At 48.0% G+C, this 17,165-nt stretch carries 14 protein-coding genes and 1 riboswitch; of the genes, 8 read left to right on the top strand and 6 right to left on the bottom strand.

Annotated elements, in window-relative coordinates; all coding sequences use genetic code 11:
• Window positions 1-58: 58 nt before the first annotated feature.
• On the bottom strand, window positions 59-880 hold the full coding sequence (locus JCM12308_RS25565) for an HNH endonuclease (RefSeq protein WP_054785543.1): 822 nt from the start codon (window positions 878-880) through the stop codon (window positions 59-61).
• A gap of 814 nt (window positions 881-1,694) precedes the next feature.
• Window positions 1,695-1,889: riboswitch (cobalamin riboswitch) on the top strand.
• A 101-nt stretch (window positions 1,890-1,990) separates the two neighbouring features.
• Here JCM12308_RS25565 and nrdH point away from each other — a divergent pair.
• The 5 genes from nrdH (at window position 1,991) to JCM12308_RS25540 (ending at window position 6,934) form a co-directional block, all read left to right on the top strand.
• On the top strand, window positions 1,991-2,212 hold the full coding sequence (gene nrdH / locus JCM12308_RS25560; protein WP_054785542.1) for a glutaredoxin-like protein NrdH: 222 nt from the start codon (window positions 1,991-1,993) through the stop codon (window positions 2,210-2,212).
• Window positions 2,213-2,216: 4 nt separating this feature from the next.
• Window positions 2,217-2,621: a class Ib ribonucleoside-diphosphate reductase assembly flavoprotein NrdI gene (nrdI, locus tag JCM12308_RS25555; RefSeq protein WP_054785541.1), complete on the top strand. Its 405-nt coding sequence runs from the start codon at window positions 2,217-2,219 to the stop codon at window positions 2,619-2,621.
• On the top strand, window positions 2,603-4,753 hold the full coding sequence (gene nrdE / locus JCM12308_RS25550) for a class 1b ribonucleoside-diphosphate reductase subunit alpha (RefSeq protein ID WP_083417472.1): 2,151 nt from the start codon (window positions 2,603-2,605) through the stop codon (window positions 4,751-4,753). Before nrdI ends, nrdE begins: the two co-directional genes overlap by 19 nt.
• Before the next feature lie 16 nt (window positions 4,754-4,769).
• A complete protein-coding gene (gene nrdF / locus JCM12308_RS25545; protein WP_054785540.1) occupies window positions 4,770-5,747 on the top strand; it encodes a class 1b ribonucleoside-diphosphate reductase subunit beta in 978 nt (325 codons plus the stop codon).
• Between the two features lie 596 nt (window positions 5,748-6,343).
• Window positions 6,344-6,934 (top strand): ion channel, encoded by a 591-nt coding sequence (locus JCM12308_RS25540; RefSeq protein ID WP_054785539.1) that lies wholly within the window; start codon window positions 6,344-6,346, stop codon window positions 6,932-6,934.
• 232 nt (window positions 6,935-7,166) lie between these two features.
• Here JCM12308_RS25540 and JCM12308_RS25535 read toward each other — a convergent pair whose 3' ends face one another.
• On the bottom strand, window positions 7,167-8,069 hold the full coding sequence (locus JCM12308_RS25535) for a hypothetical protein (protein WP_054785538.1): 903 nt from the start codon (window positions 8,067-8,069) through the stop codon (window positions 7,167-7,169).
• 398 nt (window positions 8,070-8,467) lie between these two features.
• Between JCM12308_RS25535 and JCM12308_RS25530 the strand changes: the two genes are divergently transcribed.
• Together JCM12308_RS25530 and JCM12308_RS25525 are read left to right on the top strand one after the other, a co-directional pair.
• Window positions 8,468-8,920, top strand: a complete 453-nt coding sequence (locus tag JCM12308_RS25530) for a type II toxin-antitoxin system TacA family antitoxin (RefSeq protein ID WP_054785537.1) — start codon at window positions 8,468-8,470, stop codon at window positions 8,918-8,920.
• Window positions 8,920-9,453, top strand: a complete 534-nt coding sequence (locus JCM12308_RS25525) for a GNAT family N-acetyltransferase (RefSeq protein ID WP_054785536.1) — start codon at window positions 8,920-8,922, stop codon at window positions 9,451-9,453. Before JCM12308_RS25530 ends, JCM12308_RS25525 begins: the two co-directional genes overlap by 1 nt.
• Before the next feature lie 902 nt (window positions 9,454-10,355).
• Here the strand turns inward: JCM12308_RS25525 and JCM12308_RS25520 are convergent.
• The 4 genes from JCM12308_RS25520 to JCM12308_RS25505 form a co-directional block, all read right to left on the bottom strand.
• Window positions 10,356-11,258 (bottom strand): polymorphic toxin type 4 domain-containing protein, encoded by a 903-nt coding sequence (locus tag JCM12308_RS25520; RefSeq protein ID WP_164845368.1) that lies wholly within the window; start codon window positions 11,256-11,258, stop codon window positions 10,356-10,358.
• A 118-nt stretch (window positions 11,259-11,376) separates the two neighbouring features.
• Window positions 11,377-12,684, bottom strand: a complete 1,308-nt coding sequence (locus JCM12308_RS25515) for a hypothetical protein (protein ID WP_054785534.1) — start codon at window positions 12,682-12,684, stop codon at window positions 11,377-11,379.
• Between the two features lie 5 nt (window positions 12,685-12,689).
• On the bottom strand, window positions 12,690-14,126 hold the full coding sequence (locus tag JCM12308_RS25510; protein WP_054785533.1) for a hypothetical protein: 1,437 nt from the start codon (window positions 14,124-14,126) through the stop codon (window positions 12,690-12,692).
• A gap of 47 nt (window positions 14,127-14,173) precedes the next feature.
• A complete protein-coding gene (locus JCM12308_RS25505) occupies window positions 14,174-15,871 on the bottom strand; it encodes a hypothetical protein (RefSeq protein ID WP_054785532.1) in 1,698 nt (565 codons plus the stop codon).
• Window positions 15,872-16,177: 306 nt separating this feature from the next.
• Here JCM12308_RS25505 and JCM12308_RS25500 point away from each other — a divergent pair, with 306 nt between their 5' ends.
• The gene (locus tag JCM12308_RS25500; protein WP_054785531.1) at window positions 16,178-17,005 is read left to right on the top strand and encodes a helix-turn-helix domain-containing protein; all 828 of its coding nucleotides are present in this window, start codon (window positions 16,178-16,180) and stop codon (window positions 17,003-17,005) included.
• Window positions 17,006-17,165 lie beyond the last annotated feature (160 nt).

The raw sequence follows: 17,165 nt of genomic DNA, 5'->3' as shown, positions 1-17,165 counted from the left end.
AGCGAGACATTAACATAGGACTGATCTGATCAGCTTGACACTGATGGCCACTTCTTTCTCATTCTTTGCTGTGTGGCTCAATTATTTCAAGCTGCCGAATTAACTGTCGATTTAGCTCTTCACCATTCTTCCCAAAGTGAATTTCTCGATGAACAGTCGGACAGATTGCGGCCACAAAACGAGGGTCATCAGGCCCTTCATCTGAAAGTCTGCGAGTATGGTGAACCTCTAAGTAGGGTTGCCCTGAGGCCGTTAGAAATGGAGCAGGCTTACCTGTTAGCTCACAAACACCATCGGCTCGGGCAAGAACATAATCGCGAACCGCCTTGCTGCGGTTTCTGTAGACACGAGGTGCATCATTCCAGTTCTTGGATTGCTTAGGCACAGCCGCATCAAACGCTCGCTTCCTAAGAAGTTCTATAGAAGTGTCTTTATTTGTCGCAACCTCAATCTTTTCAGCCGGCACTACATCATGCTCGCAACGGACAAGGTGAAACCGAATGCATTCTCGCATGTCGCCGTTTCGATCTACTCCTTGAAACGTGTCCCAGGTTTGACATGAAAACTGCCCCATGAAACGAACAGGCTTAGATTTTCCTAATGCTTCAAAGAGTAACAATGACTTTCCATTGCAGTCATGATCACGAATAGCAAGGTTGCCGCCCTTGAAGCGCATATCGCCAAGCTGTCCTTCGCCTGTGTACAGGAAGACACCTGAATCCTGCCACCCATCAGCGTAGCCATGCTGCTCGCCTGACTTTCCGGTAAAAATGAAGATCTTAGGATGGGAAGCAGGAGTGGAAATCCCTCCTTGAGATTGGCCCCCATAAACTCCGTGAATGTCATTCCGGCGTGAATATTCCTGACCTTCAATAAACATACGCACCCCCAACTCTCACTCGAACCGTGAAAGCAGCGTTTTATTCTGAAGCCGCTACTTCATCTTTGTAATGGCCGAACTATTGATCACTCTTCTTTGAACTTAGCAATATGCATCAAGAATAAATATACCCGACGTTGAATTGCCACTCTGCCCTAGATTTCTGTTGCGTTGGTTTCATTGTCAGTAAAAGTCAAACTCTTTGCTGTCCCGATAAAGACCGATATTGGTGCCTGTGACTTGCAACAGGCATACAAGCTTGAGATGATCTGAATTGCAGTCGTTTGCTTATGGGGGGATTCTGCATTAGGGCCAATCATCGGATTCTTGAACTTCAAGTTAGATCCAAGTCTCTCCGAAAGTTCTGTGTTGTTCGTTCAAAGCGGGCGGTTTTTAGAGAACTTTGTTCTGGCCCGGATTGCTCAAAACTATACCAGAATAGTTTCCTTTCAAAGGCATACAGTATAGTCAGACGCCACCTTGAGGATCAGATGGAAAGCAGATAAGCGAACTGATCAGTCTCGCCTCACGGAAACTCTTCTATCCTTGCCACAAGCTATGGTGATCGTTTCCCATGATGCATATTTCCGCAACACTCTGACTCACCGACAATTGTACCTAAAGCAAGGTGTTTGGCAGGACGGATGATGAATGCTTGTCAGAATATCTCTGCGCTTGTGAAGCACTCTCTCACTTGCCTCAAGCACGTAATTAGCGCTATGGCCTGATGTTGTAAGTTTTTGAAGCGACAGCAAACTCCACAACAATAAGCTGTGCATAGACTTCTATATGTTGACCGCCTCCTACGCAAATGCACTATATAAGCCATCTTGGTTCTTGCAAGGTGACTCGCAAGCTAAGAGGGAAGCCGGTGAGATTCCGGGACTGCCCCCGCAACTGTAAGCAGCAAGCGGGCTCTCATTTATGCCACTGGAGCGTATTCCGGGAAGGTAGAGGGCCTGTGTTAGAGCTGTGAAGTCAGGAGACCTGCCAAGGGACATTTTAACAACCACGGGCGGAGGGCCTGTTTGGGTTGCGGGCACATTTGCGTTCCAAAGCAGTGTTGGCCTCTCATCCTTGCTTCTTCGCCCATGCTACGGGGTTTGAAGCATGAGCATTACGGTATATTCCAAACCTGCCTGCGTGCAGTGCACCGCCACCACTCGTGCGCTGGACAGTGCCGGAATCTCCTACGACGTGATTGACCTTTCTCAGGACACTGATGCTTTCGCTGCTGTGCAGGAGCTTGGATATCGCCAGGTACCTGTTGTTGTTGCTGGCGATCAACACTGGGCTGGTTTTCGCCCAGATAAGATAAGCACGCTCGCCTGATCTCGTGAGCGGGCTAGTCTACTTCTCAAGCCCATCCGGAAACACCCATCGCTTTGTTGAATGCCTCGGCCTGTCGGCTGAGCGCATACCGTATCGCGCTTCTGAGTCTATGCCTCAGATGACGCATCCTTTTGTGCTGATTTCGCCAACTTATGCGGATGGCGAAGGGCGGGGGGCGGTGCACAAGCAGGTGATCCGATTTTTGAATGATGCGGCCAATCGAAACTTGCTGCGAGGCGTCATCGCCTCCGGCAACCGAAACTTTGGGGCGTTCTTCGCCCATGCAGGCACAATTATTGCCGCGAAATGCAACTGCCCTTGCCTTTACAAGTTTGAACTTGCTGGCACGGAAACAGACATTGCGCGGGTTCGTCAGGGGCTAGAATTATTTTGGAAACAACACTCTTAGGGCAACCGGTCAACAGCCAGCAGGGTCTTGATTACCACGCGCTGAACGCCATGCTGAACCTCTATGACGCAGAGGGCAAAATTCAGTTTGAGGCTGACCGCCAGGCTGCGCGTCAGTACTTTCTGGAGCATGTGAACCAGAACACGGTGTTCTTCCATTCTTTGGAAGAGAAACTGTCTTATCTGGTTCGCGACAACTACTATGAAGCAGAGGTTCTGGACCAATATGATCCTGCTTTTGTGAAGGCCATTTTTGTGGCAGCTTATGAACGCAAGTTCCGCTTCCCAACGTTCCTTGGCGCTTTTAAGTTCTACACCAGCTATGCACTCAAGACATTTGATGGCAAACGCTATCTGGAGCGTTACGAAGACCGCGTGGTGATGACCGCACTGGCTCTGTCTCGCGGTGATGAAGACCTGGCTATGCGGATGATGGATGAAATCATCTCCAATCGGTTCCAGCCTGCGACCCCGACTTTTCTGAATGCAGGTAAGAAACAGCGCGGAGAGCTGATCTCCTGTTTCTTGCTGCGTCTGGAAGATAATATGGAGTCCATTGGTCGCTCTATCAACTCTGCCTTACAGTTGTCAAAGCGTGGCGGCGGTGTAGCTTTGTTGCTGACCAATCTGCGTGAAGCTGGTGCGCCGATTAAGGGCGTTGAGAACCAGTCCTCTGGAGTGGTGCCCGTGATGAAGCTGCTGGAAGACAGCTTCAGTTATGCCAATCAACTGGGCGCACGCCAGGGTGCTGGTGCGGTTTATCTGAATGCACACCACCCGGATATTCTGAGTTTCCTCGACACTAAACGCGAAAACGCAGATGAAAAGATCCGCATCAAGACCTTGTCTCTTGGCGTGGTTATTCCGGACATCACCTTCCAACTCGCCAAACAGAACGAAGAAATGTACCTGTTCTCGCCGCATGATGTTGAGAAAGTCTATGGCGTACCATTCTCTGAAATCTCCGTAACGGAGAAGTACCGTGAGATGGTCGATAACCCGAAGATCCGCAAGAAAAAGATGCGGGCTCGTGACTTCTTCCAATTGCTAGCAGAAATCCAGTTTGAGAGTGGCTACCCATACATTCTATTTGAAGACACTGCGAATGCGGCTAATCCGGTCTCCGGTCGCATCAACATGTCCAACCTGTGCTCAGAGATCCTGCAGGTGAATGAAGCCAGCATCTTTAAGGATGATTTGTCTTATTCCCACCTTGGCTCTGACATCTCTTGCAACCTGGGCTCTCTCAACATCGCAAGGGCCATGGATGGTGGAGACCTTGGCTCGACCGTTGAAACCGCAATCCGTGCATTAACGGCTGTGTCTGAAATGAGTGCCATCGACTCCGTACCATCTGTACGCCGTGGCAATGATGAAAGCCACGCCATCGGCCTTGGACAGATGAACCTGCACGGGTTCCTGGCACGTGAACTCATTCATTATGGCAGTCCGGAAGCTATCGACTTCACAAACATCTACTTCTGTTCCGTGCTTTATCACTGCCTGCGTGCTTCAAATGCTCTCGCGCGAGAACGTGGTGCAAGCTTCAAGGGGTTTGAGGATAGCCAATACGCTTCGGGAGCGTTCTTCGACAAATACGTTGAGGAGGATTGGCTTCCGGACACAGAGCGGGTTGCGGCTCTTTTTGAGAAGTTCGGCATTCATATTCCAACCCGCGCGGAATGGATGACTTTGAAAGAAGCGGTGATGACGGACGGCTTGTTTAACCGCAACTTGCAAGCTGTGCCTCCAACCGGATCAATCAGTTACATCAACAACTCCACGTCCTCCATCCACCCCATCGTTTCCAAAATTGAGATCCGTAAAGAGGGGAAGATTGGCCGCGTTTACTACCCGGCACCGTTCATGAACAATGACAATCTGGAGTACTATCGTGATGCCTACGAGATCGGACCAGAAGCATTGATCGATACGTATGCCGCCGCCACTCAGCACGTGGATCAAGGCTTATCGCTAACGCTGTTCTTTCCGGACACAGCAACCACCCGCGATATCAATAAAGCCCAGATCTACGCCTGGAAGAAGGGCATCAAAACAATCTACTACGTGCGCCTGCGCCAAATGGCACTGGAAGGCACTGAAGTTCAGGGCTGCGTGGCCTGTTCGCTCTAAGATCTGAGGATTTCATATGACCTTACATAGCGCCATTCATCCAGTGGCCAAAGCGGTGAACTGGAACCGGCTACAGGACGACAAAGATCTTGAGATCTGGAACCGCCTGACCTCCAATTTCTGGCTGCCGGAAAAAGTTCCGCTGTCCAACGATGTGCAAAGTTGGGCTTCGCTCACTCCAGAAGAACAACAACTCACTATTCGCGTCTTTACCGGTCTGACGTTGCTGGACACCATCCAGAATACAGTTGGTGCTCCAACACTCATGGCCGATGCTGTGACACCCCATGAGGAGGCAGTACTCACCAACATCGCCTTCATGGAAGCCGTCCACGCCCGCTCTTACTCTTCTGTCTTCTCCACCTTGTGCCGCACAGCTGAGGTGGATGATGCCTTCCGTTGGTCAGAAGAAAACGAGTTCCTGCAGTCCAAGTCCCGCTTGATCCTGGAGGAGTACAACGCAACCAGTAGTCCATTAAAGAAAAAGATCGCCAGCGTGTTTCTGGAGAGCTTTCTTTTCTATTCCGGCTTCTATCTGCCTATGCATTGGTCCAGCCGAGCAAAGCTAACAAACACCGCAGACCTGATCCGTCTGATCATCCGAGATGAAGCGGTGCATGGGTACTATATCGGCTACAAGTTCCAGCGTGGTTTGGAGCGGTTGTCAGAGGCTGAGCGAACAGAGATCAAGGACTTCGCCTTCGCTCTGCTGTTTGATCTTTATGATCTTGAGACCAAATACACCGAGGATCTTTATGATCCGCTTGGTCTGACAGAGGATGTCAAACACTTCCTGCATTACAACGCCAACAAGGCCCTGCAAAATCTGGGTTTCGAAGGCCTGTTCCCTGAAGCTATCTGCCAGGTAAACCCTGCGATCATGGCCTCACTCTCACCAAACGCCGACGAAAACCACGACTTCTTCTCCGGCTCCGGCTCCTCCTACGTCATCGGCAAAGCCATTGCCACTGAGGATGAAGATTGGGATTTTTAGAAAGCCTTTTGTTATTGGGCTGGGTTTGGTCAGAGATGAGCAAACTCAACCCTTGTTACGAAACGAATGATGTATTGGAGTTTTGGTTTCCATGCTCATAACAGCAAGTGATCAAAAGCACTCGTGAGTTGAAGTTAAACTTTGGCTATTGGCATTCAGCATCGTAGCCAATGTCGGCTTGTGGTCATCCAAGCACTTTGCTGCATTTGCTAACGCTTGAACTCCGACTAACGTCCGCAAAAGGCTCACCGGTCTAAATTTCGGCTAAATCCGATTGGGCGGCTATGGTCCGACTTTGCCAAACAACTCACATTCTCAGTATGAGGTACTCATGCCAAATTGGGTTCTCACAGCTGCTAATACTGCTACTGATATCACCATCTGTCCGATGCCCTAGTGGCATATCGGCATCAGAATGTTCCTGGCTGCGTGCACTGGTCTTCTAGCTCATATCTTTGCAAGAAATCTCTTTCAGCGTTACATTTTCTCAACTTGGGCTTCGCGGGAACTATCCAACTCAGGAGCCAAAAAATAACTTAAAGTACATGTAAAATACACACGCAATTCAACAGAGCAATTAGGTAAGTCAATAAAATATGTTCATTTACACATTCATGACAAATAAAATCAGAGCAATACCAGAAGAATATGAGATACCTACTTTCATCACTTCAAAGATTATACTCATCATAATCAGCACATTAGGAGCTGATTACATCATAAATGTAAATAATATACATAACAATATCAAATATTGCGTAAAGACTGATTATACCTACCCTCCATTATTAATGAGCGCATTTCTATTATTGGCAGGAATCTTATTGATGATTTATTTGGTCTACAAGTGTTTGACGCATGAACGGACAACACCTGTGACAAATTTTGTGAGCCTGCTATTTTTATACTGCTTCTTCATCCTTACGTTTGCAGTCATTTATGGTGTGACTGGAATCGTAGGGCCAGAACATGGTATCAAAGGCGGTGAATTTCTCCAACTTGTCTACTTTTCGTCAATTACGACGACCACAGTCGGCTATGGCGAATACTCCCCATGTCCCGGGTCAAGACCATGGGCAGGTATCCAAGCCTCAATCGGCTTCTTTAGCCTCCCTTTCTTAATAGCATTTTTCTGGAACTCTGTAGGTACAAGAAAGATCGGCTACAAGAATGGCGGGGAGGCATAAGTTGCCCCCTACTCTGTAAGAACTTGGGAAAATGCTGGCTTTTGACGGCCAAGTAATCGGGTTCATGGGAGAGCTGGAAAACAAAAGCCAGATATGTGCATGATCAGGCCGCTGACCTGGGTGTTAACTAGCGGCCAGACTAGCCCAAGCCCAACAAAAGAGCAGTTTATGAGCCTGAGGACACAGGCCGCTGATACCGGCTAGTGAGAGCCAGGCTCATAAAGGCAAAACGTCAAAATTTCGGCAAGTCGACCATTTTTTGACTACACTGAACTTGATCGCCATCTACGTTTTCACCGCAAACAACAGGCTTGTTACCAGCACCAAGAAACTCATAAACCCATGCAAAGAATGTCATATCATTCGAGAAGTGGGTTTCCTTCATGTAGACCTTATTTATCTTTTTGATAAGCTTAAGGAAATTACTTTCAAAGTCCGAATGTTTTTCATCTGCGACCAAATCTTCACAATAGTTTTTGAACGATTTATTATCCAGATCAGGATTGCTTCGGGTCTCCCAATAATAGGATGCAATGGCGTCCCTTGGGTTAAAGTTCTCTGTACCAGCCAGATAGTTTACAGCCTCACTGCTAGCGCTTGACGTGTAAATTGCATCTTCAAATTTTCCGGCACCATTTCCTGCCAGATGGCCCTTGCCAAGCCATCCAAAAATTCGTTCTACATCGGACATTTCTAAACGTGTTAGATCAAGAAGGCTTGAGCCATTCTCACCAGTACTTGCTGCATTACAGGATAAGTAAGCCAGATTCTTAAGCGCTCTCGTTTGACCTAAACGTGCACTTTTCAGGTAACCTACAAATTCGTCATTCTTGAAGCCGGCAATTTTTTGGCAACTTCCGTGCGCCGAAACGATTAGGTTTTCAAGTTTATTGAAGTCCTTGTCGCCAGCAATCTTTCGGATCGTGCCCTTCATATCGGTGGAGTTTATGTAATAGATATTTGCAACGCTCCTGCTCTCAGTAGCCCAGAAAAGGCTTGCAGCGTTTGAGTAAGATTTGCAGAATGATTTTGAGATAACTGCGCCATTTTCAGCTGACACACTACTTGCCATCAGTCCTACAAGCATCAGGATAGTGCTGCCGGCTATTCGCGAACGGCCCTTGTTACTAATCATTGGTGGCTTCTCCTTGTAATATTTGCCACCAGTAAGGACGCAGCACCTGGCAAGTCTGTGACCAAGCTCCCTACCCGAACCATTACTTTGCCTAACAAAGCTCTAACTGCAAATGAAGCTCATTGTTCAAGTTGCAACATTGGCAAAGGGCGGAAAAGCCAGCTCAAGAACGCAGCAGGCTCTACCAGTTGGACCAGCTTCGACACTCTGCGTTCAGCAAAGGAAGCTATGTCAGACCTTCGATATAAAGATACTGGATTATGTAGCACTTGCCTGCCTCGTGAAACGTCCAACTAAGAAGCAAAACTTCTCTTTTCGTGTTCAACTGATCTGGAGATTTAGGAACCAAAGTCTGCAATGAAGTACGCAATCTCAAGATTGACTTGTACACCATTTGGATGCACATTATCGCAGCTCAAGGCATGGAGTTTGTTATGGGTTCAGCTAAGAAGCAAGATACGGAATGGGGCACCTCAAAGAAGCGTGGTGCAGCCAAATCTAGCGAGTCTTACGGAGCTAGAAGCAGCGCTACTGGAGTTCATAAATCGGTGCCCTCAAACACTTCAGTAGTCAGAACGAAGAGCGAGCGTTTGAATTTTCGAGTTTCAGGTGATCTAAAATACCGATTGAATCACGTCGCTGATGCAGTTGGAAAAAATGCGACTGAAATCGTCACAGAGGCGATCGAAAAGGCATTAGATAAATTGGAAAAAGAATTAAGAGCCACCAAACTCACTCTAACCCGAGCGCAAATGCAACATGCACTGGATCTTCTTGATCAACCTGTTCAACCACATGATAGATATGATGTATGGGCTGCACAGGCTAATGAGGCATACGATAAAACGTGATGGTGGAACTAGTCAGACTGAATGCTAAGAACAAGAAGAGCTTTGAAAGGGCAAATTTTGAATGCGGCGAGCCTGCACTGAATACTTTTTTGCAAAAAACCGCTTCTCAAGCTGAGGCCAAGAACCTTTCTCGAACATATATCCTATCAGCCAAAAGCGCCCCGGACAAAATCGTTGGCTATTACACTCTGACAATGAAAGAGTTCGACACTTCCATGCTCCCGCCCTCTTCACTCAGACGCCTGCCCTCCACAGCTCCCACTCTTTTGCTTGCACGCATCGCTATTGATCAAGAATATCAAGGTAAAAAACTCAGCTTCATCCTGATAAGCGACGCTTTCCGGCGCACACTAAACGTAATTAATGAAGTTGGTGGATTGGGCTTATTTGTTGAGGCCAAGAACGAAAAAATGTCTAAATATTACCAGCACCTTGGAGCAGTGCCTCTTTGTGATGATCCGCTCAATTGCCTATTTACGCCTAGTCGCATGAAAGAAGCTCTGCTGGCTAAAAGCACTCCGGAACTAACCTGAAGACGAAACTGTCCAACTAATGAGGCCTTGCTTACTGCCTCCATTTTAAGCCTAGAGACATTGACTTACAGTTGAAACCTCGCCCTAGCTGAGAATGCGTTGAACACCTGCATCTGTCCGCAACTGGTCACCAAACACTTTGTAGCCTTTGCGTACGCTTGCATTTCGGCTAAGTCCGACAACTAGGTTATAGCCCAACTTTCCCAAAGACCTCACATTCTCAGTAATGGCATTCATTCTAGACAATGTGAGCCTATCTCAACGAACTCGAGCCCAATTTCAGATCAACTGAGCTGCAGCCTCGCACATCCCAATCCAATACATTTATGACGAAGGACGCCCCCTAATCGGTGTAGATGATGTCAAAGGCCTCCTGACATCATAGCGAAACAACGTTTTTCAATAAAGCGGTCTGACTATAAACGAAAATTAGCTTTAGCACCGGTGGCAAGAGGTTTAGGAACCTAAATCAGCTAAGAGAGTAGATATAGGCACATCGTGTGATAAATTATGTTTCATTTTTGCTACCTTACACATCACTATGGCGTTAATAGCGCATAAATGCTACATAATTCCTGATACCCAGAGCCGAATGACCATCAAAGTATCACGATTGTAGCAGCACGAAAACAAGATAGCTTATTTGCTATTTAATGGTCATTAATCGCCTTTAAGTATAAAATTTGCACTTCACTTAGCCAACTCCCCCCCTCCTCTGCTAAGTAATACTGATGGGAGGCTCCAAAGCAAAACTGGCAGCCACCATTACTCCCAAACGTCTGCTCTCACTTCCAGTTAAGCATCAATTTTTTAGCCAAACCGAGTACAACCTCGACGAGGCCAACTTGCTGCCCCACTCCTGAACCCAGCATCTTCGTTCATCAGATCCTTAAAACCATCTCCTAAAAGAGTTCAGTGGAGAGCCTCGGCAGATCTTTATCAAGAGATGGCATTTTAAGCTTATCTCCTGGGCGCCAGGGGGGAGGAATCTCAAAGACAAGTTCTGTGAAAGGTTGGAAAATACCCGGTTTTTGCGGACTTTCTATCATCAACTCATAAGTGACCTTTTTGAGCAGGTACTCCCCTTGCCCTGCGCGAACCGATTGGCCAGCTGAGGCTGTGCCGCGTGCAGCAGCTGCAAGTTCTCCTGGAGAGTAGCTTTCGGCTCGTGCGCGCAGCACCAACTTACCTTTCAATGCTGTTGCCTGCTCTGCAAGTTCTCTAATTCTGGCTTCTACCCGTTTAGATTGCCAGAACTGGTTGAACTCAGCCGGGGCATACATAATGCCATCACGCGCTTCATCACCAAAAATAAACCCCCAAAGGTGAGATCTTTGGTAACTCTCCATTTTGCCTGTCTTCGGGTTACGGCGACGCAATCTCCACTTTCCAACTGCCTTGTTACCCGCTCTTTTCAAATGCTTCTTAGAAAAATCAGCCTTTTTGCGAAACTTCGACCCACCACCGGGAAACTTCCCGATATAACCACCAAGCTCTACTACAACAGCACGGTCCTTGGTGAGCCAACCAATAGCCTCTCGGATACCGCCAGTTAGCCGGGTCTCATAGGTCATCTTCTCGTAGGGTATGGCATCTTTACTCATTCGCCGGACAATGCGAGGGATCTCTTTTCCACCCGGCATAATGCGGCGCACCGCTGGCCCAGTCCCCACACGAACAAGCTTGACAGACAAATCACGAAGTCCCTTGAGACCGAGCAAAATTAAGCGAAAATGCTGCCCAGCCATGTTCACGATTTTGGTACCATCCGGACCTACAATCTCTTCGACACCTTGCATGGTCATTGCCACAACCTCAACAAAGTTAGCAGGACGCCTTCCCCTCCCCTTTTTGCGGGAATTTACTTTCTTGGTTACTTTGCCCCCTTTGGTCATCAGCTCAACTTCCTAGAAAATGCTGCAGTCAAGTCAGCTGCTTTGATTGCTCGAGCAAGGCCATTAGCTTTAAGGGCGGGAAGAAGGTTTCAGCAATATTATAAACCATGTAACCAGTATAGTAGCCGACAGTTGCTGGACTACGGGTAACTGTATGAGCAAGGCTATCAGCTGCTGCATCGAAGAACTTTGACATTAACGGCCAAATATCTTTTTCAATCATATGCCAGACTTTTCGCCATTTAATCCGGCTGAGAATTTGGATGATCTCATCGAAAGCTTCGGTAACAAACTGAGCGGTTTCAGCTGTGTTTTGACGAGCAGCAATAGACGCTTTCAGAAGAACAAGTCCTAGTGAAACAGTCTCAAAAATGCCCGCTGCAGCCTGAATGACACCATCCCAAAGCCCACAGAGATAACCTATGGTCGTACCGATGACATCTTCACTCTTTGGGATCGCTTCTCTAACAAACACGACTGCATCTGTCAGGAAGTCCAGTGTGTCATTCCAAAGGTCTTCAATACGGGCCAGTTGATCTAGAAAACTTGAGATGGCACCAGCCCCAATCCACCCCCGAATTTCCTCGACAACAGCCAGACGTGGTATCGCTTCCAATGCTTTTAACTTGTCAGCAATTGCACTGTCTAACTGCACTCCAAGTTGAGAGATGAGCTTCTGGAAATCCTTAGGCATTAAATCTGGATCCCAAAGTTCGGCAGGCATCGTTCCGTCTTGAAAAACCTTAGCAAGTTTATCGACCAGAGGCTTAAGTAGACCAATCAGCTTTTGTGTAGCGGCATCTACCAGGTCACGAAAACTGTAGAACTGCACAGCAGAGCCACCAGCAAAAGCATTTTCTACCAGTTCATTATATCCGTCCCTGTTAACACCAAGAGCCCGCCCAAGAATGCCAGCGACAAACACTGTATCATTGCGAAAGTCAGCCAGCTCATGCCCAGGTGCTGCTATGATGTTAAAATAACGACCCGATGTCAGGTCCGGCTGATCGGGGTCTTCGACCTCGACCAGAATAATTGACTTACTGGGGGGGCTTGGTTCTTGTGCACTTGCCAGAGCGGCAAGCTGAATACCACTTCTCGATAGGAAGACCTCAAACTGGTTGGAAAAGGTAACATGATCCCCCTCTTTCATCCCCATAGCGTCATTCAGCCCCCAAAAATGAGGAACTGTATGCTCACTGTTTCGAGTTACCACTAAGTGGCCAACAGAGCGCGTTGTCCCAGGGCCCTTAGTTACTTTGACTTGCCCAATATCAGACTTGACGCGGGCCAACTTCCTAGCAAACCACTGCACACTTGGATCTGGATGACGCATAGACGCTACTCCACGCTACCATCGCCTTCGACAGGCGGAAGCACCGGACTGAGGCGGCTGTTTCCTGCACCGATACGGTTCTCATCAATCTCACAAGGAAGTCCTTCACCAATCATGGCAGAGGCGGCATCCTGCAAAATGGTCAAGTTCGTTGGTAACTTAGTTTGCCAGCGATCCTCGATAATTTCATCATGGTTGCCCGTCATGATCTCATCTGCAAGTGATAGGTAATGATCATCTTGGCTATCCATCACGAGACCTTCACCAAACCATGGAATGCCGGTTTCCAAGAAGTAACCAAAAGCGCTTGCAAACTCGGGCCGGATTGGAACCACCACGCGCCCCATGCCAGAAGAAAGAAAAGCTGCAAACAACCTGTCCCGCGTGGCCTCCATACTTAATTTCTCGCGCCAACGCTCTTTATCTGCGTAAAAATACGGATAAAACATGTAAGACATCAGGTTCCAATGCACTGCCTGTTCAAGGAAACGGACCAGTTCTGCATGTTTATCCAAAGAAGGACCAAAATTGATTGGTGGCAGATCTCCTTCGGGTGCACCTCCATAGTGATTGGCCGTGATGTCTATCTCTAGTTGGTCTGCAATCATCGAGATACATAACCGTTTGAGCTCACGTTCCATTACTTGTCTGCGGAAACGAGGATTGAGATCACTCTCCCGAGTTTCAGCTTCTTCTACTTCTGACTTGTGTGCTGCAAGTGCCTCGTCGTACTCAGCCTTCTGTTTCCGATAAGCCTCCATCAGTTTGGTGAAGGACTTCATCTGCCAATCAAAGAAGTGGCGCGGCTTAAGCTTACATTCGATTGTTACTTGGACAGTAAAGGCCCCTGCCCCTCTAGCCATAACCGAAACTGGTACAGTACCTTCAAGGTTATTTAGGTCCTGGACCACAAAAGCTGACGACTTGAGAAAGTCGGTATTCCCGACTGAAATCGAAATATCTCCTCCACCGGAGAATGGATTGCCATCAACACGCAGCGCATCCTCGGAAACGGCTTCAACCCAAACTGTTGTGGCCACATATCCTTCAGGTACGGTCAGGTCATTCCAAGCTACTGCACGGTTAGGACTAGAGATCTCCTCATCTCCTCCCATCAACGGCATGCTATCGGCATAAGCTTGAGCTAGTTTAACCTTCCGCTGTGGTGGGGCATCAAGATCAATGCCGTAAGTCTTTGCAAACCTGCGGTAGTTGCCAAAGTTGATACTCTTGGGGCCACGTAAACCTATGGAACGAGGACGCTTTGGTCGACGGTGAGTAAACTGCTGTTCTTCCCGCTCCGATTGCTGGGCAGAGATGAAGTGTCGGGCTGGCTCCGGCACTTCAAACTCAATCACCTCCATGCGGCCATAGTTAACAAGTGTGTTGTTTACGATTTTATCGACACTACGATGCACGCAAATGACATGATCATCACCCATCCGGTTGTCGAAGCCTTGTTCGACAATGTCTTCAAATTCCTTCCGGCTTAGTGATCGACGCCGTGCTGTTGTTTTCTGTACAATCTTTTCGGCAACCTTTTGAGTGATCTGGCGAGCAACTGTATAGATTGGGTTGTGGCATCCTCCTTCGAGGATTGAGAGTTAAAGTTAAAACCGGTTTCCGTTGTTAAAGACCCCGCACCTGGTAGTTCAACACTCACTCCAGTGCCAAAATCGAATGACTTTCCTTGCTCTTCACGAAGCGTCTCCTGGACTTGGCTTTGCATCTCCCTTTTTTCAACGGCTTCGGTCTCACTTTGCCGCTCTGAACTGATCTCCTGAGTGACGTCTTGTTCCAACTCAGTCATTGCGAATGTTCGTGTATTCCGGCGCTTAAACGTACGGGCTGGAATTGACTCGATCCTGCTGACCTCACCGGAGACATAACAGGCCGTTTCCTGCTCAACCCTGCGGTACTCAATCAAGCCCAAGCGATTTATTCCGAACAGTGGTTGTGGCTGTTGGCTGAGAACTGGGGCTTCAGTCAAATCAGGCACATCAAAATGTGGTACTTGATTTAAAATCCGCACCGTGTCGAGATTAGCCAATGGTGCACCAGGTGCAGCTGTGCGCAAAGCCAGCTCCACATCTGAAAACAAACCATCTTCCGGCTCTGTGGTGAGCTGCAAAGTTTGGAAACGATCGTCGCCTGTTTCCAAGAAGATCGGCTGTAATCTTGTCCTACCATTTGGTGTAACTATCTGGCCTGATAGCTCTATCAAGACAGGTGCTGTTCGCCCATGATAATAAGTCATATAGGTCAAGTAGCCGCCGTCAGGATGGGCGCATCTCTTGAGTATGAGCGAACCTTTGGGAATGTGCTCTTCAATTGCAAACTCTGTCCCAAATGCATAAAAAGCTGCGTACTGCGCAACTTCAGGCTCTCCGCCAGCAATCAGCTCGTTGATCTCAATCTCTTCATCAAGACTATCTTCGAGGTCCCGAGTAGTGAATGCTCGCGCTTGGAAAGGCGCAAGCGTTGCCTTTACGCTCGGAGAGGCAATGTGCGCCATGACTTTGCTGATATCATTACCTTCAAAGAAACTAGATGAAACAGTTCTTGGCCCATTTGAGTTATCCGGCTGTTCAGAGTGAACCGCCAATCTATTGATTGTGCTTGTTTCCCCTGCCCCCCGCTCTGTTTCGACTTCTAAACTATCATTGCGGGACAACGTCTCAGCTCGCAAACGTAGCTTAGCAAGATACAGCTCATCTTGTGCGCTAGACAGACGCCGCTTATCAATGCCGGCGATAATCCGGTCATGTGCAGCCTCCAGTAGTTCGCGCTGCCGCTCATTGATCACACCATGCCGTCGCTGTTTGGATCTGTTATCAAGTGGTAGTGGCAACACAAGTTGGGCATTGAGCATACGACGTAGGTCTGTCTGAACCTTTTGGGAAGATAGCTCTTCTTGAGTAATATCCTCGAGCCCATTCAGCACCAGGTCAGCAATAAAGATCGCTCGGATTACATCAACAGTAGGCTTGCTCTTTCGGATCCAAAGGTTCTCGGCAACAGCATCCCATAACAACACGCGTTGGTTTGGCTCCAAAGGTGATACACCTATCTCAAAAGCCAACTCCGGCAGATCGGATAGATCCAGACGCCGCTGTTCAGATTTTGCTTCACGATAGAAAGTGAGAAAAGCACTGAACTGTTCTTTGAGTTCAGCAAGGTCTGGCATTCCCTCAAAACCATCAGCCTCTGAAGAATGCGGTTCAAGATGTTCCGAAAATCTCCCCTGGGATGGTCTGACCAATATCGCGTGTCCAGCCGATCGGCTTCAATCATCTGGATATGAAATCGATCTCGATCCTCTGGCGCAATAGCGTTCGCATTACGGGTCGTTGAAAATCCAAAAAGATAATCTTTCATGCGTTGGTCCCATCCTTACCAAACAGTCACAGCCCTAGCTGTGAGGTCAGAACAGGCAATTTACATCCGTCAATGGCCCTGTATTGTAAAAACCGAAACCGATAAGGAGGTCGACATGGAGACACCGTACTCGCGCATACCTGCAACTGGTGAACTTGCTCGTTTCTTTCGCAGTTTCCATGTCGCTGATCAACATCAAGGCTCGATTGAGATCGACTCCCCACCAACCGGTTATCCAGTTCTTGGTCATATCTTCCGCGGGTTTGGAGAAGCTGTTGTCGAAGATAAAAGGTATCCAGCCCAACCAATGCCTTTCAATATCTTAGCTGGGCAAATCTACCGCAAAAGGGCTTCAGTACAGTGGAATGGTGGCATTGGTCATGTAGCTGCAGAAATGACTGCAACGGGTCTATGGGAGCTGTTTCACATCGATGGCTCCAGCATAATCAACAAAGCGGAGCCTTTGTCTGGTATCGCTCCTGAAATCGACGCAGCAATGAGTAAGGCCTTCCTCCGTCATGGGCCTGATCCTAACGCATTTGAAGAGGTTCTAGCACCTTTCATTCCAATGGCGCGCAAAGTGCCAGATACAATCGACAAAGCTGTACGTCAGATTGAGGACAGCCATGGTACCATTCGTGTTACTGACGCCTTCTCAGACGCAGATGCGAGTATGCCTTTTTTGAACAAGCTATTTCGCAAGATTGTAGGCCTTCCACCCAAATACTTCGCACGTATAGTGCAGTTCAATCATGTGGCCGGTTTATTTATTACAAGTGACACGTCTTCTATCGCAGAACTGGCCATAGAGGCCGGTTACTACGACCAGGCGCACTTTTCTCGAGTTGTGAAGGAGTTCGTACTGAAAAGTCCTGCTTCATTCTTAAACAGTGACTTCTCCCGTATTTCTACTTTCGTCCGCTTGGGAAAGCCAGAACCGTAGAATTCCAAGCTTCGCTGACCTCCATTACAGTAGATACACCGCAACGTCCTGCTAACTTGATTGTTTTCGGCGCATATGATTCTGTATGCCGTTAAAGCTATTTTCGGCTCCGATCCGAGTTCAGCCAAATTCTAACCTGAGGTTCGGGCAACAGCGCTAC

Source organism: Pseudovibrio denitrificans JCM 12308 (genome assembly GCF_001310815.1).
Lineage (GTDB): Bacteria > Pseudomonadota > Alphaproteobacteria > Rhizobiales > Stappiaceae > Pseudovibrio > Pseudovibrio denitrificans.
This window is presented reverse-complemented; position numbering and strand designations above follow the sequence as displayed.